15 protein-coding genes and 10 pseudogenes are annotated in these 21,197 nt (G+C 57.5%); 9 read left to right on the forward strand and 16 right to left on the reverse strand.

The features are described 5' to 3' along the window. Positions 1-132: 132 nt before the first annotated feature. Positions 133-405: pseudogene (locus FE840_RS18745) on the reverse strand (integrase core domain-containing protein); the annotation flags it as partial. Positions 406-503: 98 nt separating this feature from the next. Next, a pseudogene (locus tag FE840_RS18750) lies at positions 504-605 on the reverse strand (transposase); the annotation flags it as partial. Positions 606-639: 34 nt separating this feature from the next. Between FE840_RS18750 and FE840_RS18755 the strand changes: the two are divergent. Further along, positions 640-1,469, forward strand: a pseudogene (locus tag FE840_RS18755) (IS3 family transposase); the annotation flags it as partial. A 190-nt stretch (positions 1,470-1,659) separates the two neighbouring features. Here FE840_RS18755 and FE840_RS18760 read toward each other — a convergent pair. After that, the gene (locus FE840_RS18760; protein WP_179028222.1) at positions 1,660-2,943 is read right to left on the reverse strand and encodes an IS110 family RNA-guided transposase; all 1,284 of its coding nucleotides are present in this window, start codon (positions 2,941-2,943) and stop codon (positions 1,660-1,662) included. Between the two features lie 134 nt (positions 2,944-3,077). Here FE840_RS18760 and FE840_RS18765 point away from each other — a divergent pair. Further along, positions 3,078-3,368: pseudogene (locus FE840_RS18765) on the forward strand (integrase core domain-containing protein); the annotation flags it as partial. A gap of 593 nt (positions 3,369-3,961) precedes the next feature. Here the strand turns inward: FE840_RS18765 and FE840_RS18770 are convergent. Continuing rightward, positions 3,962-4,579, reverse strand: a complete 618-nt coding sequence (locus tag FE840_RS18770) for a class I SAM-dependent methyltransferase (protein WP_138289815.1) — start codon at positions 4,577-4,579, stop codon at positions 3,962-3,964. 432 nt (positions 4,580-5,011) lie between these two features. Between FE840_RS18770 and tnpA (FE840_RS18775) the strand changes: the two genes are divergently transcribed. The 3 genes and pseudogenes from tnpA (FE840_RS18775) to tnpC (FE840_RS18785) all read left to right on the forward strand — a co-directional run. Then, positions 5,012-5,422 (forward strand): IS66-like element accessory protein TnpA, encoded by a 411-nt coding sequence (gene tnpA / locus FE840_RS18775; protein ID WP_138289813.1) that lies wholly within the window; start codon positions 5,012-5,014, stop codon positions 5,420-5,422. Then, the gene (tnpB, locus tag FE840_RS18780) at positions 5,419-5,766 is read left to right on the forward strand and encodes an IS66 family insertion sequence element accessory protein TnpB (protein ID WP_138289811.1); all 348 of its coding nucleotides are present in this window, start codon (positions 5,419-5,421) and stop codon (positions 5,764-5,766) included. Before tnpA (FE840_RS18775) ends, tnpB (FE840_RS18780) begins: the two co-directional genes overlap by 4 nt. Before the next feature lie 45 nt (positions 5,767-5,811). Next, positions 5,812-7,095 (forward strand): annotated as a pseudogene (gene tnpC, locus FE840_RS18785) (IS66 family transposase); the annotation flags it as partial. Between the two features lie 56 nt (positions 7,096-7,151). On the opposite strand, the pseudogene tnpC (FE840_RS18790) reads toward tnpC (FE840_RS18785), so the two are convergent. From tnpC (FE840_RS18790) to tnpA (FE840_RS18800), 3 genes and pseudogenes are all read right to left on the reverse strand, one after another. Then, positions 7,152-8,743 (reverse strand): annotated as a pseudogene (tnpC, locus tag FE840_RS18790) (IS66 family transposase). Positions 8,744-8,801: 58 nt separating this feature from the next. Beyond that, positions 8,802-9,155 (reverse strand): IS66 family insertion sequence element accessory protein TnpB, encoded by a 354-nt coding sequence (gene tnpB, locus FE840_RS18795; RefSeq protein WP_138289821.1) that lies wholly within the window; start codon positions 9,153-9,155, stop codon positions 8,802-8,804. Continuing rightward, entirely contained in the window at positions 9,143-9,610 is a 468-nt protein-coding gene (gene tnpA, locus FE840_RS18800) for an IS66-like element accessory protein TnpA (RefSeq protein ID WP_138289823.1), read from the reverse strand. Before tnpA (FE840_RS18800) ends, tnpB (FE840_RS18795) begins: the two co-directional genes overlap by 13 nt. Before the next feature lie 78 nt (positions 9,611-9,688). Between tnpA (FE840_RS18800) and FE840_RS18805 the strand changes: the two are divergent. Then, positions 9,689-10,087 (forward strand): annotated as a pseudogene (locus FE840_RS18805) (IS66 family transposase); the annotation flags it as partial. Between the two features lie 138 nt (positions 10,088-10,225). Here the strand turns inward: FE840_RS18805 and tnpC (FE840_RS18810) are convergent. From tnpC (FE840_RS18810) to tnpA (FE840_RS18820), 3 genes and pseudogenes are all read right to left on the reverse strand, one after another. Further along, positions 10,226-11,817, reverse strand: a pseudogene (gene tnpC, locus FE840_RS18810) (IS66 family transposase). Between the two features lie 54 nt (positions 11,818-11,871). Next, positions 11,872-12,225: an IS66 family insertion sequence element accessory protein TnpB gene (tnpB, locus tag FE840_RS18815; protein ID WP_138289821.1), complete on the reverse strand. Its 354-nt coding sequence runs from the start codon at positions 12,223-12,225 to the stop codon at positions 11,872-11,874. Beyond that, the gene (gene tnpA / locus FE840_RS18820; RefSeq protein ID WP_138289823.1) at positions 12,213-12,680 is read right to left on the reverse strand and encodes an IS66-like element accessory protein TnpA; all 468 of its coding nucleotides are present in this window, start codon (positions 12,678-12,680) and stop codon (positions 12,213-12,215) included. The genes tnpB (FE840_RS18815) and tnpA (FE840_RS18820) overlap by 13 nt, the downstream gene beginning before the upstream one ends. A gap of 136 nt (positions 12,681-12,816) precedes the next feature. Here tnpA (FE840_RS18820) and FE840_RS20990 point away from each other — a divergent pair. Further along, positions 12,817-13,008 (forward strand): annotated as a pseudogene (locus tag FE840_RS20990) (integrase core domain-containing protein); the annotation flags it as partial. Positions 13,009-13,098: 90 nt separating this feature from the next. On the opposite strand, the gene FE840_RS18825 reads toward FE840_RS20990, so the two are convergent. Next, positions 13,099-15,150, reverse strand: a complete 2,052-nt coding sequence (locus FE840_RS18825) for a hypothetical protein (RefSeq protein ID WP_138289678.1) — start codon at positions 15,148-15,150, stop codon at positions 13,099-13,101. 430 nt (positions 15,151-15,580) lie between these two features. On the opposite strand from FE840_RS18825, the gene FE840_RS18830 reads away from it, so the two are divergent. After that, positions 15,581-15,973, forward strand: coding sequence for a helix-turn-helix domain-containing protein (locus tag FE840_RS18830; RefSeq protein ID WP_246318942.1), 393 nt, complete (start codon positions 15,581-15,583; stop codon positions 15,971-15,973). Positions 15,974-16,039: 66 nt separating this feature from the next. Here the strand turns inward: FE840_RS18830 and FE840_RS18835 are convergent, their stop codons facing one another. The 4 genes from FE840_RS18835 to tnpA (FE840_RS18850) are packed head-to-tail and all read right to left on the reverse strand — an operon-like array spanning position 16,040 to position 19,010. Further along, entirely contained in the window at positions 16,040-16,591 is a 552-nt protein-coding gene (locus FE840_RS18835) for a YecA/YgfB family protein (protein ID WP_138289680.1), read from the reverse strand. Further along, the gene (tnpC, locus tag FE840_RS18840) at positions 16,588-18,138 is read right to left on the reverse strand and encodes an IS66 family transposase (protein ID WP_138289682.1); all 1,551 of its coding nucleotides are present in this window, start codon (positions 18,136-18,138) and stop codon (positions 16,588-16,590) included. Before tnpC (FE840_RS18840) ends, FE840_RS18835 begins: the two co-directional genes overlap by 4 nt. A 48-nt stretch (positions 18,139-18,186) precedes the next feature. Then, positions 18,187-18,519 carry an IS66 family insertion sequence element accessory protein TnpB gene (gene tnpB / locus FE840_RS18845; RefSeq protein ID WP_425502239.1) on the reverse strand — a complete coding sequence of 111 codons (333 nt, stop codon included), beginning with the start codon at positions 18,517-18,519 and terminating at the stop codon, positions 18,187-18,189. A gap of 20 nt (positions 18,520-18,539) precedes the next feature. Continuing rightward, positions 18,540-19,010 (reverse strand): IS66-like element accessory protein TnpA, encoded by a 471-nt coding sequence (gene tnpA, locus FE840_RS18850; RefSeq protein ID WP_138289684.1) that lies wholly within the window; start codon positions 19,008-19,010, stop codon positions 18,540-18,542. 121 nt (positions 19,011-19,131) lie between these two features. On the opposite strand from tnpA (FE840_RS18850), the pseudogene FE840_RS18855 reads away from it, so the two are divergent. Further along, positions 19,132-19,644 (forward strand): annotated as a pseudogene (locus FE840_RS18855) (IS630 family transposase); the annotation flags it as partial. Between the two features lie 177 nt (positions 19,645-19,821). On the opposite strand, the gene FE840_RS18860 reads toward FE840_RS18855, so the two are convergent. After that, positions 19,822-20,913, reverse strand: coding sequence for an IS5 family transposase (locus FE840_RS18860; protein WP_138289685.1), 1,092 nt, complete (start codon positions 20,911-20,913; stop codon positions 19,822-19,824). Between the last annotated feature and the right edge of the window lie 284 nt (positions 20,914-21,197).

Genomic DNA, 21,197 nt, shown 5'->3' on the forward strand with positions numbered 1-21,197 from the left:
CAAAATTGAGGAGGGTGGCGCGGCAAAATTCTCAGCGTGTAGGAATTTTCCAGAATGAACCGATTAGTCAAGGGGTACCTCGGTAATCCCCTAGGTAATCCCCCCGTTTTTCGCGGGGCTCTGCAGTAGAATTCACGCAGCCATTTTCAGTTTCTGTGCGGGCGTTATGCCGCCGATGCCCATATTGGGCCGTTCGTTATTATACGTCCAGAGCCACTGAGTGGCGAACCCCTGTGCCGCCTCGATGCTTTCGATGATGTTCTGGTCGAGCCATTCATGCCGGACGGTGCGGTTATTGCGCTCGACATAGGCATTCTGTTGCGGCTTTCTGGGATGGATGTGGTTCAAGGCAATCCCTTGTTTCTCTGCCCATTCCATGAGCTTGCCGCTGACATATTCTGGGCCGTAGCATGTTGGGAATAACGTGCAATTGAAGGTTATGACCGCCTGTGCAGCCCCAATTTGCGCAGCAGGTGGCCATAACCGGTTCTCAGGTCTCTATCGGGCAGCAAACCCGCATACTTCTTGCGCCAATTGAAATAGGTCGCCTGGCTGATCCCAGCCTTCCGGCAGATTGACCTGAGACCCTGAACTTCCTCCAGAATTTGGTAGAGTCCGTCACATCAAGGAGACGGACGAATGAAGCGTTCACGGTTCACGGAAGAGCAGATCATCGGGATATTGAAGGAGCAGGAGGCGGGCGCGAAGACGGTTGATGTCTGCCGCAAGCACGGCATCTCGGATGCAACCTTCTACAAGTAAAAGGCGAAGTATGGCGGCATGGATGTGTCCGATGCCCGCAAGCTGAAGGCGCTCGAGGACGAGAACGCCAAGCTGAAGAAGCTGCTCGCCGAGGCCATGCTGGACAATGCGATCCTGAAGGATGTCGCTGCAAAAAAATGGTGACGCCCGATGTTAAGCGTGATGCGGTGGCTCATGTCTGTGCGCAGCATGGGGTGAGCCAGCGTCGGGCGTGCGAGGTTCTATCGTTTGATCGGTCGAGCATGCGATATCGCAGCGTGCGGCCTGACGATGCAGCCATTCGGGAGGCGATGAAGAAGGTGGCATCCGAGCGGCGGCGCTTCGGTTATCGCCGTATCCACGTGATGCTCGACCGTCAGGGGATCGTCATGAACCTGAAGAAGCTTCGACGTCTCTATCGCGAAGAGAAGCTGACAGTGCGCAAGCGCGGCGGCCGAAAGCGGGCCTTGGGGACGAGGCGTCCCCTGGCTCTACCGTCGCGCCCCAACGAGCGCTGGAGCCTGGACTTCGTCAGCGATGCCTTCACCGACGGTCGCCGCTTCCGCGTTCTGGCTGTCGTCGATGACTTCACCCGCGAATGCCTGTGCCTGGTCGCCGACACATCCCTGTCGGGCGCTCGGCTTGCCCGCGAGCTGGACACCCTTATCGTCAGGCGGGGGAAGCCGAAGACGATCGTCTCGGACAACGTCCTAGCTTGGGAACAAAAGGCGGTTCAGGGCGTCAGGTCACGGGGCATCCGAGCGACCGGATACCCTTAAAATAGTTGCCCAGGCGGGCTCCGCCGTCAAGATGTGGTCTCTTCCATAGCAAATACAGGGTCGGTCTTGTTGCCGCCCTCACCGTCCTTAAGACGAGATCCAAAATCCCAAGCGGAAGGCCCGAACATTATCTACGAGGTCAGGAACCTGCCTCCACGGCTCTCCAGAGAGGGGTCCTTCCGCCTGGGCTCGTCCCCTCAAAGAAGGGACGATAGAGTTCGCCGGACTTGATCACGGCGTGAATGGTGCGGGCCATCTTTGCCGCGATGGCGGTGTAAGCCTTGCGGCGCAGATCCGGGTTGTGGCGATCTTGGGCGATGTAGCGCTCGAATTTGTCGCGGAAGCTGTTGGCCTTATGCAAAACCGCCGTTTGCCCTGCCAGCCATAAAGTGCGGCGCAAGCGGGCATTGCCATATTTGGAGATCTTGCTTCGACCGCGGAACATGCCGGACTGGACGGTGGCCAGGTCCATGCCGCAGAACTTCAGAAACTGACGGTGGTGACGGAACCGGCGCAGATCGCCCGTTTCGGCCAGCACGGTGAGGGCATTGATCGGCCCGATGCCAGGAATGGTGCATAGCAACTGATAATCGGGCCGATCAGCGAGCAGTTCGACGGCACGATCTTCGATGGCATTCCGTTGGCGGATCAAACTCCTCCCCTCGGCCAGCATCATGCGGAACATGCGGATGGCGTCGGACTCTGGTGACACAGGCAATCCAGTCGATGCCTTCGCTGTCTCGTAAACATCTGATAACATGCGCGTCTTCTCCACTTTGCGTCCAACGACATCCCAAGCAGCCTTGATGAACTGTTCCTTGGACATCGCGCTGATCATGTGCGGAGAGGGGAACATCTCGAGAAACGCCAAGAACCAATCGCTGCGAGAGCTCCGGTGGAACCGTTCGGCTTCGGGAAAGTAAAGTGGCAGGTAGTGGGTCAGGATCCGATGCCACAGTTCGGTCTTTGCCCGGGACACGGCATCATGGGTCTTGGACAGTTCCTGAATATCATTGGTGCCGGCCACCATCGGGTCTTGGAATATCTGCACTGCCCCGATCTGCAGCATGTGCAAGATGACCTGTGCATCCTTGGGGTCGTTCTTGTCCCAGCTATTGTGCAGCGCCTCCCGGGTTCGGGCCAAGGCGACCGACGACACGAGCTTCAGGTCGAAGCCGGCCACGCCCAGATGATACATCAGCACGCGGTGATAATTGCCGGTTGCCTCAAAGCCGATCCGGACTTGCATATTGTACTCCCGCAAGATCCCAATCAGCCGCTGGAAATCATCGGTGGTATTGGTGATCGTCAGGCGTCGACGGCGCGTTTTTCCGGGAGCGGCAATCAGCACCTCGTGCCGGTGTTTGGAAATGTCGATGCCTACCAGAACGCAGGCATCCGAAGTATGCTCAACCTTGGCCATAGCCGGTCTCCTCTGTGGTGTGGTTCGCAAAACCACCATAGAGACCTGAGACCCGGTTATGGCCACCTGCTGCGCAAAATGGGGCTGCGCAGGCGGCCATAACCTCTAACGGCGTATCATTCCCAACATGCTACGGCACGGAGATGACCAGCATGGCCATTCTCAAATGGTGTCAGGAGACCAAGGTCGAATGGCACTACATCGCCCCAGGCAAGCCGATGCAGAACGGCTTCGCCGAAAGCTTCAACGGCAGCTTCCGCGACGAATGCCTCAACGAGACGCTGTTCTCGTCGCTCAACCAAGCCCGCGCTGCCATCACCGCATGGAAGGAGGATTACAACAGAAACAGACCGCACTCGTCGCTGGGCAACATCACACCCAGAGAGTTCGCAATGAAAATGGCTATGGAAAAACAGGCAGCATAAGGCCAGATTAAAAACCCAAGACTCTCCCGAAAAATGGAGGGAAGTCGGGTCTCAGGTCAAGATCTCTGCCACCGGCACACCGTCATCGCCCTGCTTCAAAATGAACGCCTTCTGGGCGTCCGAGAACTTCGATGCCTTCATGCTTCCACTCCTTTTCCTAGCCGGGAAGTTATCGCGGAAAACTCCAGTTATGAACGGTCCAGTTTTTGGGGATCAGAGCACACTTATGCCGACTGTCCGGTCGAAATGGGGGGCAGTTCAGACCGTAACATCAGGCTCATACGTCTCCTGGACTATCACCAGCTTCGCCGCTGTCGACCAGCGACGACGACGTTCACGGCCGGACAGCACTTCTATCTTGGGGATGTGACTGGTCGTAATGGGCATATTACTCCTAACACTCAACAAGTGGGAGATCGTGTCCGGGGATTTAGGGGGCCACTACAGTCCAGGAGATCGCCACGGAATAGCTTTGGACGTATAACCATGAAGGGCCCGACATGGGCATTGGCGGCATCACACCCGCTCAAAAACTGCAAATGGCAGCGTGAATTATACCGCTGAACCCCGTTAAAACGGGGAGGACTGCCCTCTTAGTTGCGAGTACAACACATCATGCAATGTGTGTAAGGAATCCAAACCTTGTGCTTTACCGACGTGACTGGCTCGTGAAAAACTGAACGCGCTAGAGCTTCATACTCCACGCGCGTTCTGACATTTTGCCCACGATCCAGAGATATCAGAAGTCGAGCAACGGGGTTTTGTCCCTTTTCTAAGACAGGATCTATCGTCAAAAGTCTTCCGCCAGGCTTCAGCGCTTCGAATGCGAGCCTCATTAGATCTACTGCAACCTCATCGTCCAAATGATGCAAGAGACCGGAGCCAAGTACAACATCCATCTTAGGCAGCGCGGCAATCTCTTCAATTGTCAGCAACCGGGCAGCAAACCGGCCCCGGTCGCCGAACCTCGCGCGGGCGCGCTCAATATAAGAAGAGCTGATGTCGTATCCATAGTATTCGACCGGCGGGAGAAATTCGAGTATATCACAAGGCCCCGAGCCGATGTCCAAAATACGCATGCCTGCCCACGGCTTAAGGTGGTCCGCCACGTAGTTGCGCCAACCTTGCCTGGCCCCCATAAGATTCTGAAAAAGCGAATACATTCGCGGATTTGAGAGAATCGCGTGAAAGCCGCTAGTACTTTGAGCCATTATACCATTCCTGCTTAAGCAACATCTAATCGTGCTTGTCAGCTAAGCGCCTTCACCTCAATGACGAGAACAACTGTCAGCTCATGAATCAGATTCGAATCTCTCACGAACGATGCACTCGAACTCCTACCATAGGAGGACAACATTTCGGTCCAGCAGAGCATGGAAGGCCTCGTTGATTCGACGACAATCGACTACCGCCACCAACGCCCCAGCTTGGAGACGCATTGCAACAGGCAACAACGAATAGAGGGTCTCATAGGTATGTCAATACTAGACTAGACTGACTTGAGAGCTGGACACCTCGATTTACCCCGACTTCCTGTGTTGACGGTGCAGTCTGAGCCTACCACCGTAAGCCCCCGGTGAAGACCGTCTTGCGAGGTTGATGCGAACATCGGAAGTCCTAGTGCAAACACTAGGAGTAGTCCTATGACGAAGCATCCGATTGAAGTGATCACGTCTGTCGAGCGCCGTCGGCGCTGGTCGCGCGAAGATAAGGAGCGGCTCGTTGCAGCCTGCCTTGAGCCTGGGGCGGTGCTTTCCGAGATTGCGCGATCGGCTGGCATCCACGTCAGCCAGCTCTTTCGGTGGCGCAAGGAGCTTTGCCAAATCGAGGAACCGAGAACCGAGACGGCGAACACCTTGGTGCCCGTGAACGTATCGGAGGCCGCGCCGGCAGTCCAACCCGTTGCCTCGGAAGCGCCGGCCTCATCGCAGCCCCGCCGCAAGCGTAGCGATGTGATGATTGAGCTGGGCCGCGGTCGGCGCGTCCGCGTGGATAGCGACATCGACACGGAGGCGCTTGGCCGCATTCTCGATTGTGTACTGGGTCGGCGATGATCCCGGTCCCTGCTGGTGTGAAGGTCTGGCTGGCAACGGGCCATACAGACATGCGCAAAGGCTTTCCCGGTCTGTCGCTGATGGCGCAGGAGACGCTGAAGCGCGATCCGATGTGCGGGCATCTGTTCGTGTTCCGCGGTCGTGGCGGTGGCCTGATCAAGGTCATCTGGCATGATGGCCAGGGAGCATGCCTGTTCACGAAGAAGCTGGAACTGGGACGCTTCATATGGCCGTCGGCGGCCGATGGGACGGTCGTGATTACGCCGGCGCAGCTCAGTTATTTGCTGGAAGGTATAGACTGGCGGATGCCGCAAAGAACCTGGCGACCGACCTCGGCCGGATAAGCAAAAATGCTGGAATGGCGGGAGCGAATATGATTCCATCTCGCCATGAGCACCCCCGTCGAACAGCTTCCGGACGACCTTGCCAGTGCACTCGCACTGCTTGCCGAAGAGCGCGCGCGGCGTGTTGCTGCCGAGGCAGAGGCGGCGACCGCCAAGGCGGAAGCTGCCAGCGCGAAGGCGCTAGTATCGCATTCCGAGGCGCTAATCGCGCGGCTGAAGCTAGAGATCGAGAAGGTCCGGCGCGACCTCTACGGCAGTCGCTCCGAACGCAAGGCGCGGCTCCTTGAGCAGATGGAACTGCAGCTCGAGGAACTGGAGGCTGATGCTGGCGAAGATGAACTGGCAGCAGAGATCGCAGCCAATGCCTCAACCGTCAGGGCCTTCGAGCGCAAGCGTCCGTCACGCAAGCCCTTTCCCGAGCATCTCCCGCGCGAACGTGTCGTCATTGCTGCTCCGACAAACTGCTCCTGCTGCGGCTCGGCCAACCTGTCGAAGCTCGGTGAGGACATCACAGAGACACTGGAGATCATCCCGCGTCAGTGGAAGGTCATTCAGACCGTGCGGGAGAAGTTCTCCTGCCGCGAATGCGAGAAGATCACGCAGCCGCCAGCACCCTTCCATGTGACGCCGCGCGGCTTTGCCGGCCCGAACCTTCTGGCAATGATCCTGTTCGAGAAGTTCGCCCAGCATCAGCCACTCAATCGCCAAAGCGAACGCTATGCCCGCGAGGGCGTCGACCTCAGCCTATCGACGCTGGCCTGCCAGGTCGGCGCGTGCGCCGCAGCCCTGAAGCCCATCCATTCGCTGATCGAGGCCCATGTCCTTGCCGCCGAGCGGCTGCATGGCGACGACACGACCGTGCCGATCCTGGCGAAGGGAAAGACCGATACGGGCCGCATCTGGACCTATGTCCGGGATGACCGGCCGTTTGGTGGGCTGTCGCCGCCTGCGGCACTGTTCTACTCATCGCGAGACCGGCGACAGGAGCATCCCGAACGCCACCTGAAGACCTTCTCCGGCATTCTGCAGGCGGATGCCTATGGCGGTTATAACCCGCTGTTCAAAGAACATCGCGATCCCGCGCCTCTGCGCCAAGCACTCTGCTGGGCCCATTCACGCCGCAAGTTCTTCGTGCTGGCCGACATCGCCGCGAACGCCAAACGTGGCAGCAAGGCTGCGCCGATCTCGCCGATGGCATTGGAGGCCGTCAAACGGATCGATGCCCTGTTCGATATCGAACGGGAGATCAACGGTCTTGCCGCAGAGCAGCGCACGGAGCGTCGCCGCAAGGACAGCCAGCCGCTTGTCGAAGAACGTAAGCGCTTGTTTCCATGCACATTGACGCGACGGTCTGAGCGGGTTCGCTGTCAGCTTGTCGTATCGGATCAGGCAGTCGTTGTTTTCGTGAAGTTGAACGGCAAAAGATCAGTGATGTCGGCACCTGATTCGCGCTGCGGCAATTCGGTGAGGATGTGGCGCAGGTATGCCAAGGGTTCGATACCGCAGGCGCGGCAGGTCAGCATGATGCTGTAGACGACTGCACTGGCGTTAGCTCCGTCCACGGTATCGCTGAAGAGCCACGATTTTCTGCCCGTTGCAAAAATCCTGATATCACGCTCAAGCAGGTTGTTATCGATCGGCATCCTGCCGTCTTGCGCGTAGAGTGTCAGATAGTCCCATTGGTTCAGGGTGTAGGACACGGCATCGCCGAGCTTGCTGTCCGGCAACACCTTCGGCGCGAGGTCATCGAGCCATGTCTTGAGGGCATTGAGGATGGGAATGCTGTGAAGCTGGCGAAAGCGGCGAATGCAGTCTTCTTGCCTTTCGCCTTCGTTCGGCTTTTCGTCCTTCGCCAACCTTTCTATCCGGTAGAGCTGCTCGAAGAACTTCAGCGCCTGCTCCGGCGGACCGCCACCTTTCTTTCTCGCCTTGAGGGCATTGACGAAGCGTCGTCTGGAATGGGCCATGCATCCGATATGGGTTGCCCCTCCAGGGTGCGCCAGGCGGTGTAGCCGTCACTCATGATGATGCCGCGATAACGCCCAAGGAATGTCTGCGGATGGATCTGGCCGCGGCCCGGCTGGTAATCGAAGAGAACGATCGGCTCCTCGCTGTCCTCGCCGCTGCGATAGGCCCACATATACGACGTGTCAGCGGCCTCCCTGTCCTTTTCCTTCAGGACCTGGACCGTCGTCTCGTCGCCATGGATGAGCGGTTGGGACCGAAGTCGCAGTTTCAGCGCGTCATAGATGCGGGAAAGATGCCGCTCGCTCGATCCGATCACCCAGTGACCCAGAGCACCGCGGCTTACGGGAACACCGGCACGCTCGAAGGCCTGGGCCAGACGATAGAGCGGTGTGCCGTCGACATATTTGTGAACCAGCGCAAAGGCCAGCGTTGAAGCCGTGGCAATGCTGCCAGGCAGAGGCTGTGCGGGCATCGGCGCAAGGACAACCGGCGTGTTGATGCCGGTTCGATCGCAATTCCGGCAAGCGTACTTGAACCGGACATTCTGCAGGACCTTGGCCTTCACCTCGATGTGGAGCTGCTCGGTGACGGCCTCTCCCATGCGATGCATCTGATGCCGACAGCAGGGGCAGGCCTTCTGATCGTCGGCAAGGTCATATTCGACACGCTCGCGCGGCAGGCTTTCCGGCAAGGGTCTGCGGCCGCGTTTCTTGCCTTCTGGTCTTTCCACAGGCGGCAGGCCAGTATCCGGCAGGTCGGCGAGATCGCCGTGGTCGTCACCAGCGTCCTCGTCAACGGCAACCTGCTCGGCTTCATTGAACAGGCGATCGACGTGCTTTTCGCTTCTCGGCGCAAAGCGATGCAACCGCGCCAGCGCCAGCTCTTCCTCGAGTTTGACGATGCGCTGCGAAAGCGCTTCTTTCTCAGCCTTGAGCGCGGCGATTTCGGCAGCATGCGCCGCCAACTGCGCCATCAACTCTGCAACATCAGGTTCGCCGGTTCGGATCATCAGATTCTTGAATCGAAAGCCGGCGGCCGCGTCAACTCCTCAAATCACCTGCCCTTCGTCAGCCAGCCACCTGATACTGCCGCACCGGATGGCGCGCAAACGCGTCGATGTCGATGCCGTCGAGGATCCAGTGTAGTTGCTCGATCGAAAGCGTCACCACCGCAGTCTCCCGGCGCGGCCACCGGAACCGGTCTTCGGTCAATCGCTTCAGCACCATCACAAAGCCGGATCGATCAAAGAACAGGAGCTTCATCCGGTCACGGCGACGGTTGCAGAAGGCAAAGACCGCAGGCGCAAACGGGTCAAGTGCCATATCCTCCTGGACCAGGACAGCAAGGCTGTTGATCCCAGCCCTGAAGTCGATGGGCTCGCGATGCAGGTAGACCTTGAGATCTGCGCCTAGTCTGAACATGCCACCACCTGAACCCGGCCAAGTGCGCCGATGATCGCCGTCAACGCGTCCACATCACCACATTCCAGCGAAAGCTTTACGCCGTTCGGCAGCAAAGCCCGGATTTTGGAAGAACCTGACAGCCCTGCCGGCCTCTCCAGTGATGCTGCCTCGTCTTCACCACCTGCGACCGCCATATTCAGCGAGCGGGGCCCGACAGGCAGGCCACAGTCTGCGGCGACGACCGGGATGAACGCAGAACGGACAGGTCCTGCCGACAAGCAAGCCTCCCTGGCATCCTTCACCCATTTGCGCAGAACGTTGGCGTTGATCCCATGGGCAAGCGCCATGCCTGATATCGAAACCCCTGGCTGAAGGCAGGTCGATACAAGCCGGGCCTTTGATGCTGGATCATAGCGGCGTCGGCCATCACGCCCCACAAGGCGCACACGCAGTGTCTGCTCTTCGTCACTCATATTTGGTGTCCACCTATTTTTAAGTGGACACTTCATGCGACAGGGCTGTCAACGGGAAAAGGTGCAGGGAAATGCGCGCTTTCCGAAGAACTGCATAACTGGCTCCAAACCGAGCGGCTAAAACTGTCGCGCAGTTCTCCTGTCTCAGAGCCGATCGACTACATGCTGAAGCGCTGGGATGGATTTACGTCATTCCTCGACGATGGCCGAATTTGTCTCACGAACAACGCCGCCGAACGCGCGCTCAGAGGCTTTGCTCTCGGCAGGAAGTCATGGCTCTTCGCCGGATCGGATCGTGGTGCTGATCGTGCCGCCTTCATGGCGACGCTGATCATGACGGCCAAGCTCAATGACATAGACCCACAAGCCTGGCTGGCGGATGTCCTCGCCAACATTGCCGACACGCCGATCAGCAGGCTGGAGCAATTCTTGCCGTGGAACTGGACACCCAAGACGCTGAGTGCTCAGGCAGCCTGACCTGCGGCCTTCGCCGGATGCTTACTCACCACCGAAAGCGGTGGTAGGCTCAGACTGCACCGTCAACAGTAAGCGCTTGTTTCCATGCACATTGACGCGACGGTCTGAGCGGGTTCGCTGTCAGCTTGTCGTATCGGATCAGGCAGTCGTTGTTTTCGTGAAGTTGAACGGCAAAAGATCAGTGATGTCGGCACCTGATTCGCGCTGCGGCAATTCGGTGAGGATGTGGCGCAGGTATGCCAAGGGTTCGATACCGCAGGCGCGGCAGGTCAGCATGATGCTGTAGACGACTGCACTGGCGTTAGCTCCGTCCACGGTATCGCTGAAGAGCCACGATTTTCTGCCCGTTGCAAAAATCCTGATATCACGCTCAAGCAGGTTGTTATCGATCGGCATCCTGCCGTCTTGCGCGTAGAGTGTCAGATAGTCCCATTGGTTCAGGGTGTAGGACACGGCATCGCCGAGCTTGCTGTCCGGCAACACCTTCGGCGCGAGGTCATCGAGCCATGTCTTGAGGGCATTGAGGATGGGAATGCTGTGAAGCTGGCGAAAGCGGCGAATGCAGTCTTCTTGCCTTTCGCCTTCGTTCGGCTTTTCGTCCTTCGCCAACCTTTCTATCCGGTAGAGCTGCTCGAAGAACTTCAGCGCCTGCTCCGGCGGACCGCCACCTTTCTTTCTCGCCTTGAGGGCATTGACGAAGCGTCGTCTGGAATGGGCCATGCATCCGATATGGGTTGCCCCCTCCAGGGTGCGCCAGGCGGTGTAGCCGTCACTCATGATGATGCCGCGATAACGCCCAAGGAATGTCTGCGGATGGATCTGGCCGCGGCCCGGCTGGTAATCGAAGAGAACGATCGGCTCCTCGCTGTCCTCGCCGCTGCGATAGGCCCACATATACGACGTGTCAGCGGCCTCCCTGTCCTTTTCCTTCAGGACCTGGACCGTCGTCTCGTCGCCATGGATGAGCGGTTGGGACCGAAGTCGCAGTTTCAGCGCGTCATAGATGCGGGAAAGATGCCGCTCGCTCGATCCGATCACCCAGTGACCCAGAGCACCGCGGCTTACGGGAACACCGGCACGCTCGAAGGCCTGGGCCAGACGATAGAGCGGTGTGCCGTCGACATATTTGTGAACCAGCGCAAAGGCCAGCGTTGAAGCCGTGGCAATGCTGCCAGGCAGAGGCTGTGCGGGCATCGGCGCAAGGACAACCGGCGTGTTGATGCCGGTTCGATCGCAATTCCGGCAAGCGTACTTGAACCGGACATTCTGCAGGACCTTGGCCTTCACCTCGATGTGGAGCTGCTCGGTGACGGCCTCTCCCATGCGATGCATCTGATGCCGACAGCAGGGGCAGGCCTTCTGATCGTCGGCAAGGTCATATTCGACACGCTCGCGCGGCAGGCTTTCCGGCAAGGGTCTGCGGTGCGTTTCTTGCCTTCTGGTCTTTCCACAGGCGGCAGGCCAGTATCCGGCAGGTCGGCGAGATCGCCGTGGTCGTCACCAGCGTCCTCGTCAACGGCAACCTGCTCGGCTTCATTGAACAGGCGATCGACGTGCTTTTCGCTTCTCGGCGCAAAGCGATGCAACCGCGCCAGCGCCAGCTCTTCCTCGAGTTTGACGATGCGCTGCGAAAGCGCTTCTTTCTCAGCCTTGAGCGCGGCGATTTCGGCAGCATGCGCCGCCAACTGCGCCATCAACTCTGCAACATCAGGTTCGCCGGTTCGGATCATCAGATTCTTGAATCGAAAGCCGGCGCGTCAACTCCTCAAATCACCTGCCCTTCGTCAGCCAGCCACCTGATACTGCCGCACCGGATGGCGCGCAAACGCGTCGATGTCGATGCCGTCGAGGATCCAGTGTAGTTGCTCGATCGAAAGCGTCACCACCGCAGTCTCCCGGCGCGGCCACCGGAACCGGTCTTCGGTCAATCGCTTCAGCACCATCACAAAGCCGGATCGATCAAAGAACAGGAGCTTCATCCGGTCACGGCGACGGTTGCAGAAGGCAAAGACCGCAGGCGCAAACGGGTCAAGTGCCATATCCTCCTGGACCAGGACAGCAAGGCTGTTGATCCCAGCCCTGAAGTCGATGGGCTCGCGATGCAGGTAGACCTTGAGATCTGCGCCTAGTCTGAACATGCCACCACCTGAACCCGGCCAAGTGCGCCGATGATCGCCGTCAACGCGTCCACATCACCACATTCCAGCGAAAGCTTTACGCCGTTCGGCAGCAAAGCCCGGATTTTGGAAGAACCTGACAGCCCTGCCGGCCTCTCCAGTGATGCTGCCTCGTCTTCACCACCTGCGACCGCCATATTCAGCGAGCGGGGCCCGACAGGCAGGCCACAGTCTGCGGCGACGACCGGGATGAACGCAGAACGGACAGGTCCTGCCGACAAGCAAGCCTCCCTGGCATCCTTCACCCATTTGCGCAGAACGTTGGCGTTGATCCCATGGGCAAGCGCCATGCCTGATATCGAAACCCCTGGCTGAAGGCAGGTCGATACAAGCCGGGCCTTTGATGCTGGATCATAGCGGCGTCGGCCATCACGCCCCACAAGGCGCACACGCAGTGTCTGCTCTTCGTCACTCATATTTGGTGTCCACCTATTTTTAAGTGGACACTTCATGCGACAGGGCTGTCAACGGGAAAAGGTGCAGGGAAATGCGCGCTTTCCGTCAACACAGGAAGTCGGGGTAAATCGAGGTGTCCGATTTCCCAAAAATGGGGAGGTTTTTAGAGGTGTCCAACTGCGGTCGGAGTGCCTGAACGCTCATTGGTTCCTGACCATTGCGGATTCCCGCGAAAAGTTGGACACTTAGCGTCGATACTACAACGAGGAACGTCCTCACTCGGCGATCGGATATAACGTCCCGATCGCCCTGCATAATCCCGGTGGCGCAACCAGCCAGCCATCGTGATCAGAGCCGGAAAACTCCAGCTTCCGGCGGTCCAAGGTTTGGTCCCAGGGCGCCCCCCCAGCCCGATGTACCAAAAAACCTATTGGGGTATCAATGCGGGTTGATAGCGACGTTACTCTTTTCTGTTATGGTAATGCCTCTCAGCTGGACAGTCGAACTGCCGTCGACCCAAACGCGAAACTCCAAAGGCTGGCGGGTGCTGTTATGGAAGTTCAAGGTAGTAACACCAGTGGACACAGCATCCCCTGAAGCAAGGATCTTGGTGTCGGTTGTTGTGGTTGCGACATCAAGGCGGGCGCCGCCTTTATTCAAATCAGGGAGGGTGATCAAAAACTCAGCCTGATAATCTCCTTTGCGAAGTAGCCAGTACGGCCCGTAATGGAGCGCTCCTGACTGCCCGATACCGGCTTGGAGTACGCCTTTTCCATCAATTTCTAAGTAGGTTCCGACCTGTCGATGGCTTTTCTGTGTAATTGGTATAGAAGTAGGTTCTTCTATGCTAGTATTCCATCCTGGAAGTCGGCCCGAAATATTTTCAGTGAAGGTAAGTATCGTGTAGTTCGCTATCTTGAGTCTCTTTTCCGGTTTGTACCCATGCGCAATGAGATGGGACTCGTCGAAATATTCTAGCTCATTACTTGAAAGCAAAATAAATGAGGGGCCGGCCCAGGAAGTTTCGCTATACCATCTGTCAGAAGAAAGGTGTCTAAATGGTGATAAACTGTTGATATGGATTGGCCGAACGAGCGTCTCTCCGTCACTCAGTACGCTATAAACACTTGCGTTCCAGTAAGAGGCATAGCCGTACCGCAGATTATTGGACTTCATAAACGCCAGAACCTCTAGGCGATCGCTCGCGTACTGGTTGGTTTGGCCAAAAGCCTGATGGGAGGCTAGCGCGGGGACGGCCGCTGATAAAGGCCCGGTGGTTGCTAGCGGCAACAGGGCGACAAAGGTTAGCGCACCTAAGTAGCTTGCGGGCTTAAGACCTTCCCAGTGAGAGAGCATCGCTATAACAGACAGGGCCACTACAGGCACAAGATAGCGAGAACTTTGGATCGGGTCGTTCATGTCTGGCAGAGTAGTGAAGATCTGCAGCAGGAGGACGGGCACCGCAGAATGGAGAATGAATGCCGCAAAGAAATGTTGACTGCGGCTCCCTCGCACAAGGAGATGGCGCCAAGCTGCAACTGCTACGGCAATGAAGGCGAGTGCCCCGATAATACGTATCGCAGCGAATGCCCCGCCGGTTGACGTCACTGTGCCTCCTTCGGCGGGAAGCCCTCCTAAGATTCCAAGTACACCCTGCAACGTGTAGCCGATGTTCCGGATGGCCTGTTCAAACGTGAGCCAAGTCGCATCCGATGCCCCAAAAACTGAGTTGACTTTTTGAAGTGTTGCCAGATGTGCAAGAGTCCCGGCAACTGCTCCGGTCAAAATTGCGATAACGAGGATCGAAATCTTCCGTTCTCCCGCCCCTGCTTGATCGCGAGTCCTGCAGAAGAAGGCTAGGGAAAGTGCTGCTGCTACAACCGGATATCCCTGCGCGACTAGCGCTCGTTGCGGGTTGTGCCAGAACGTCAGTCCTACGATTGCCGCTGCGATTACAAGGAACGGGACTGCCTTCGATCCCTTCTTATCGAGCCAAAGAAGCGATGATGCAATAATTCCCAGTGTGTGATAAAGCACAGCACCGTAGGAAACTTGCCCAAAGAGGTTCTCCGACATGAAGGGAGATATGCCCGAACAGAATATCGTAACGCAGGCGAGGCCTGTTAGGGCGGACATGCTTAGAAGTCGCGAAACTAGCCAGATAAGTGCGAGGATGATGCTCGCGCTTATGGCTCCAGATATGGCGTGTGCCGCGAAGCCGGGAGGCATGAATGCGAGTAAAGGAATTATGAAGGTGTGGCCAAACAAAATGAACAGGTCATTGTTAACATAATTCCAGTCAGTGGGAAAATAGTTTCCTGTATCGAAAATCTCCTTGGCGATTAAAACCTTGACTGCGCTATCGGAGTGTATTTCCATTCTGTAATCAAAAAATATGTAATTCAGCAGATAGGCAAAATTTAAAATTAATAATGCTGCCAAAATCACAGAATATAATGCATGAATTTTGTTTGAGGTGTTAGCAGTCATTCTGGACTCACATTATTTGCGGCTATGATCGATATGCGCCGCGTCTAGCCTCGCTCGCGAAGGTAGGCATAGCTTTTGTTGCTGTTTATCGCAATGGTGATAACGTGAGGCTCATCTTGCCTCCATGTTTTGGGATCAGGCCGCCTGATGTGAACCCTGGCTGTCTCTCGTGCATATCGTAAAGAGCTTACAGCACCAGAATCTTGAGCATCATCACAGCCGTCAACGGCGGATGTCTGTGTAGTGGTCCCTTTGATCTGTCCGATCGCTTTTGCGATTTATGTAAGCCCACGGTGAAGGCCGCCTTGCGAGGTTGATGCGAACATCGGAAGTCCTGGTGCAAACACTAAAGCGTGTCGCGGCAAACGTGATTCAGGATTCCTGTTTTTCTTGATCTGTGATTGACTGTGCCCATGGAAGGAGAAGCGCCATGGGCAAGCCGCATCCGATGGAGTTGCGTGAGCGTGTCGTCGCGTTTGTGAATGAAGGCAATAGCAACCGGGAAGCCGCCCGGCATTTCCGGGTTTCGCCCCGGTTCATCAACAACATGATGATCCTGCATCGTTCCGCTGGTTCTCTTCGCCCCGCAAGACAGGGCCATCCGCCTGGCAGTAAACTTTCGCCGCATGGGCAATGGCTCAGCGAGCGTGTGGCTCTGCATGGCGAAGTGACTCTGGACGAATTGTGTCTCGAACTGGCCGAGCGCGGCATCGACGTCCACCGCGCCACCGTCGGGCGGTTTCTGCACAGGCTTGGGTTGAGCAATAAAAAAAAGCCTGAAGGCAAGCGAGCAGCGCAGACCGGAGATCGCCAAGGCGCGTGATCTTTGGATCAACCGTGAGCGCAACGAACGCGCCACGTTGCCGATGCGGCTGGTTTGTGCCGACGGCTATTGGCGGGCGTCCCGGGTTGCAGCGTAGAGTTGGGTCACGGCGGCTCGGATATGGATATGCGCAGTCGCTCGGATTTTTCGTTTTTCCTGAGGAGACATGCGGAACAGCATTTTGGCGAGCTGCGGATTGACGGCCATGATCGGGGTGATGATGGGCTTGGGTGTGGCGAGCAGGATGGGTGCCCATGCCTCGCCACCCAGGCCCAGCCCCAGCGCGAAGCCGATTGCCCAAGCATCGACGATCGTCTTGCGCTTGTCATGCATGAAGATCGGATAGTAGTCACCAGGGGCATGTGCGAGGAGATGGTCCACTTCATCATGCCGATTGAGGACGGTATTGACGAGACGTTCCTCGATCGAGCCGGGCTTCGTTTGTGGCAAGGTGCCACCGAAGACGTTCGGCAGCCAAAGTGCTGGCGCAATCGGCACGGGGCCAGCGACGATCGCCGCTAGCAAACCGTCGATCGCGCTCATTCCGACATAGTCATTATGTCCGTCGCCGCGCAGACGTTCATCCAGCTCATCATAGGAGACACATGGCCGGTTCATGCTGCTTGCCTGGTCTGCTCGGGCGACCAATTCCAAGGAAGCAGTGTATCGAGCTGGTTGATTTTCGTTTGACCTGATACGACCCGCGCGAGGACATCGGCAAGCCAAGTCTGCGGATCAAGTCCGTTCAGCTTGGCCGAATTGATCAGCGAAGCCAGGATGGCAAAAGTCTCGCCACCTCGGGTGTTGCCGACGAACATCGAGTTTTTCCTCGTGAGAGCAACGGACTTCATCGAACGTTCAACTATGTTGCTGTCGACTTCGATCGCTCCATCGTCGAGGAAGGCTGTGAGCCCAGTCCAGTGCGTGAGCGTATAGTTGATGGCCTTGGCGAGAGCCGATTGGGTCGAGATATCTCGCTTGAGGGCAAGCAGCCGGGCCTTCAATGACTTCATGATGGAGAGTGATTTTAACTGCCGCGTCTGAAGGCGCTCTTCTGCGCTCTCACCGCGGAGCTGCTGCTCGATCAGATAGACCTCCGCAAGGATCGACACGATCTCCAGGGCTTCCGATGAGCCGGTCAGCTTGACGACGTCCACGAACTTGCGTCGGGCGTGAGCCAGGCAAAATGCCAGCCGCAATGGGTGCGCATTACTTTTGCCGCGCCGTTTGGCGAGGGTTTTGTACGCCGCATATCCGTCCACCTGAAGCACGCCATCAAAAGAGGCCAATTGGCGCTCAGCCTCACGGGCGCTGCGGCTCTCGGAGAAGATGTAACCAACGGCAGGAGGCGCTGGACCATTCCAGGGCCGATCGTCCACGGCTTGTGCCCATAGCTGACAAACCTTGGTTCGCTTGCGCCCGGGATCAAGACGTGGGAGGCGTGTCTCGTCGGCGAAGACCCTGGGCTGTGAACGAATGAAGGCGAGAAGCCTGTCATAGAGCGGCTCGAGCCACCACGCCACGCGTTCCACCCAGCTCCCCAGTGTTCCCCGATCCAGTACGATACCGTGGCCTGCGAAGATCTGGGTTTGTCGATAGAGTGGAAGATGCCATGCAAACTTGGATGTCACGACATGCGCCGCGAGCGTAGTCGTCGCCATTCCGCCATCCATGAAGCGTGTCGGAGCTTTAGCCTGCGTGATCCCGTTTGTGCAGGCCCGGCAGGCATAGCGAGGGCGGATAGTCCGCTTTACCCTCAGGATCGCGGGAACGATATCGAGGGCTTCGGTAGTCGTTTCCCCGACGCGATGCAGGTCACCTGCGCAGCAGGAGCATGTTTTGCTCTCCGGCTCGATGACAACCTCATAGCGGGGGAGATGCTTGGGGAGCGCACCCATATTGCGTCCTGGAGCTCTCCGGGGAGATGGAAGAGAACGTTGCCCGCTATCATCGTTGGCAGCAGCTGGGATATCCGCGAGGTCGCCAAGATCCAGACTGGTTTGTGTTGGATCGATGGTCGCAAGCTTCTCCGACCGAGCCCCGTGGATAAGGCGCTTGAGATAGTCTATCTCGGCTTTAAGATCAGCGTTCTCTGCACCGAGAGCACGAACCGTCCGGCTCAAATGCTCGATATTCTGCAGGAGTTGATCTTGGCTTGGCGACATGCTGGAGACTACCATATCCCCCAGAATCTTCAAGCAATTACAATTACATCATGCTGCTTTCGTCGGCCTTTTGACCTGCTGTGAGCCGATCCTCGTCCAATCCAATCCTCCGATCAGAAGGGCAAATTGTTCGGCCGACATCGTCATCGCACCGTTCGTGATCGGTGGCCAAACGAACTTGCCAGCCTCCAGCCACTTCGTGGCCAGGATCATGCCGGATCCATCCCAGTAGACATAACGCAAGCGATCGAGACGCTTGGCGCGGAAGACAAATACATCACCACAGTAGGGATCCGCCGCTAGCGCCGACGCAACCAAAGCCACCAAGCCATTCATGCCGCGTCGAAAGTCCACGGGCTGTGTGGCTACCATGATCTTCATGCCAACAGCAGGAACGCCGATCACCGGCGGCACCGAAGAGCCACCAACATAGCCTGGGCCAAGTCCGGCGCCACTGAGCCCACCACGGTCATGCGCGCGCCGTCGAGTTCGATCTCAATTCTACCAGCAGCACTGCTGGCGACATCGAATGCCGTCGCGCGTTGCGGGCTTTGACTATCGACCACATTCAACGGCACGAACGCCGGTTCCCGACCCAAAGCCTTACCTGCTCTTTGCCCGATCAACCCAGCCTCCCGACGCCAGGCGTTCAGCAAACCACGATTGACACCATGCCGCCGGGCAACGGCAGAGATGTTGGCGTCAGGTTCAGCGCTCTCACAAACAATCCGCGCCTTCTCCTCGTCACTCCAATCCCGCCGCTTCCGCCGCCCGGTGATCACTTCAATCCGTCGGTACCCGCCTTCATCACGAGCCTCATGCATGGCTTCATCCCTGACTCCAAGCATGGCATTAGCGTAATCCCTGGCCATCCCCTTCAGCTCCTCTCGATGACGGAGCATATCTCGCGGCCGCAATCACAAAAGAAAAGGTGGAGTGTTCGTAGCGCTCACGATCAACCGCCGCAAGCGGTTCTTCGACAAGGCGTTGTCCAGGCTCATCTTTATCGATGAGACGTCCACGAATACCCGTTTGACGAAGCGCACCGGATGGTCTGCCAAAGGCAGTCGCTTTGCGGCCTACGCTCCCTTCGGCCACTGGAAGACGCAGACATTCATCGCCGGACTGCGCTGCCATGGCCTGACCGCGCCATGGATTGTCGATGCGCCGATGAACAGCCGCATCTTCGAAACATGGATCGAGACACAGCTTGCGCCGACACTGTCGCCCGGCGACGTTGTCATCCTCGACAATGTCGGCTTCCACAAAAGCGAGAAAGCCGAGCAACTCGTCAAGGCGAAGGGTGCCTGGCTGCTCTTCCTGCCGCCCTATTCGCCTGACCTGAACCCCATCGAAATGGCGTTCTCGAAGCTCAAGGCGCTCTTACGAAAGCGAGCCGCCAGAAGCTTTGACACGATTGCCCAAGCCCTCGGCGACATCATCGCCCTCTTCTCCGTCACTGAGTGCAGAAACTTCTTCAAAGCAGCAGGATATGAAGCTGAATAAATGCGACACGCTTTAGGAGTAGTCCTATAGAGCTGGCTCGATTTGTCTGAACAGCTGGACACCTCGATTTACCCGGACTTCCTGTGTTGACGGTGCAGTCTGAGCCTACCACCGCTTTCGGTGGTGATATTTGAAATGCCTATATTGGCATTCCCGCCCCTTGCGGGGCGGCCGTCGTCATGCGATGGCACGGCGACCTTCTTGGAAGACGTATCGGAGCATGTTGTAGGCGGTGTTGGCCATGCCGATCTTCACCTTGGCCCTTCCAATCCCGATGGTCCTGATGAAGAGCTTCATCTTGTCCTTCTGCCTTGCAAAGACATGCTCGACAGTGGCCCTGATCCTGGATCGTCGCCCGTTTGCCCGCGACATCGTCTCCGGCATTGGTTTGCCCTTCGGCTTTCGCTGGTGGATGTCCGACTTCAGGCCATTGTCCTGCAACCACTCCTCGTTTGTCTTGGAGCGGTAGGCGCTGTCAGCCCAGACCGTTGAGGCGGTATTGTCCTTGGTCACGACATTCCTGAGCTGCGCACCGTCATGGGCCGCCGCACTGGTCACCGTCCATCCCCGGATGAAGCCATGCGCCCGGTCGATGCCCGCGTGGTTCTTGTAACCGAACATCGGAATGGCAATGTCATGGGTCTTGGTTGGTGCTGATGTCGGCGTGTCCGTCGGCTGCTTCGCCTTGGAATACTTCACCGTCCAACGTGCATCCCGATCCTTCTGGGCAAGCTTGGCGGGCTTCTCCTTCCACGCCTCGGGCATCTCCCCGGCTTTGATTGCCTCCTTCTCCTCCTGGCTGTTGTGCTGCCTGGGAGCCTGGATGATCGTTGCGTCGACGATCTGCCCACCCTTGGCCAGATATCCGGACCGCGAGAGATGCTTGTCGAAGCGGACGAACAGATTGTCGATGGCACCGGCCCGCACCAGGCTTTCCCGAAACAGCCAGATCGTCTTGGCATCCGGCACCTTGTCGGACAAACCCAGCCCCAGAAACCGCATGAAAGACAGCCTATCTTGGATGACGAACTCGGCCTGATCGTCGGAGAGATTATAGAGCGCCTGGAGCACCAGGATCTTGAACATCAACACCGCCGGGAACGGCGGACGCCCGCCCTTCGATCCATCCGATCGCTTCAGCGCCTTGGCCAGTGGCTTCTCGAACACAGGCCACGGGATGATGCTGTTCAGCTTCTCGAGCGGATCGCCCACGGCGCTCAGCCGTTCGTAACGCTCGTCCAGATCGAAGAAACCAGGCTGTCCCCGCATCATCCGCCCCCGCCAAATCAAGCATGTCGGATTGAATCACGATTTCCCGAAAATGGGGAGGTTTTTAGAGGCGTCCAGCTGCAAACGTGGTAGTGGATGTGAAGTGGCTGTGGCTCTGCTTCCGCCGGACCCATCAAGTGCTGGTCATGCTGAATGGCTGGAAGATGCTGAACGACGAGCGTATTCGTAGGGGGCGGCTGCAACTCCAAAAACCTTATCTAATTGACAAGATATTCTGAAGATGCAACTTCGCATACCGGTGAGCAACAAAGTGTGATCGCGCC

The organism is Peteryoungia desertarenae, assembly GCF_005860795.2.
Lineage (GTDB): Bacteria > Pseudomonadota > Alphaproteobacteria > Rhizobiales > Rhizobiaceae > Allorhizobium > Allorhizobium desertarenae.

Bases quoted from the DNA above. Each gene is read 5' to 3' on its own strand.
- FE840_RS18760 (WP_179028222.1), bottom strand. From the start codon at position 2,943: ATGGCCAAGGTTGAGCATACTTCGGATGCCTGCGTTCTGGTAGGCATC.
- FE840_RS18770 (WP_138289815.1), bottom strand. From the start codon at position 4,579: ATGGCTCAAAGTACTAGCGGCTTTCACGCGATTCTCTCAAATCCGCGA.
- tnpA (WP_138289813.1), top strand. From the start codon at position 5,012: ATGACGAAGCATCCGATTGAAGTGATCACGTCTGTCGAGCGCCGTCGG.
- tnpB (WP_138289811.1), top strand. From the start codon at position 5,419: ATGATCCCGGTCCCTGCTGGTGTGAAGGTCTGGCTGGCAACGGGCCAT.
- tnpB (WP_138289821.1), bottom strand. From the start codon at position 9,155: ATGTTCAGACTAGGCGCAGATCTCAAGGTCTACCTGCATCGCGAGCCC.
- tnpA (WP_138289823.1), bottom strand. From the start codon at position 9,610: ATGAGTGACGAAGAGCAGACACTGCGTGTGCGCCTTGTGGGGCGTGAT.
- tnpB (WP_138289821.1), bottom strand. From the start codon at position 12,225: ATGTTCAGACTAGGCGCAGATCTCAAGGTCTACCTGCATCGCGAGCCC.
- tnpA (WP_138289823.1), bottom strand. From the start codon at position 12,680: ATGAGTGACGAAGAGCAGACACTGCGTGTGCGCCTTGTGGGGCGTGAT.
- FE840_RS18825 (WP_138289678.1), bottom strand. From the start codon at position 15,150: ATGACTGCTAACACCTCAAACAAAATTCATGCATTATATTCTGTGATT.
- FE840_RS18830 (WP_246318942.1), top strand. From the start codon at position 15,581: ATGGGCAAGCCGCATCCGATGGAGTTGCGTGAGCGTGTCGTCGCGTTT.
- FE840_RS18835 (WP_138289680.1), bottom strand. From the start codon at position 16,591: ATGAACCGGCCATGTGTCTCCTATGATGAGCTGGATGAACGTCTGCGC.
- tnpC (WP_138289682.1), bottom strand. From the start codon at position 18,138: ATGTCGCCAAGCCAAGATCAACTCCTGCAGAATATCGAGCATTTGAGC.
- tnpB (WP_425502239.1), bottom strand. From the start codon at position 18,519: ATGAAGATCATGGTAGCCACACAGCCCGTGGACTTTCGACGCGGCATG.
- tnpA (WP_138289684.1), bottom strand. From the start codon at position 19,010: ATGGCCAGGGATTACGCTAATGCCATGCTTGGAGTCAGGGATGAAGCC.
- FE840_RS18860 (WP_138289685.1), bottom strand. From the start codon at position 20,913: ATGCGGGGACAGCCTGGTTTCTTCGATCTGGACGAGCGTTACGAACGG.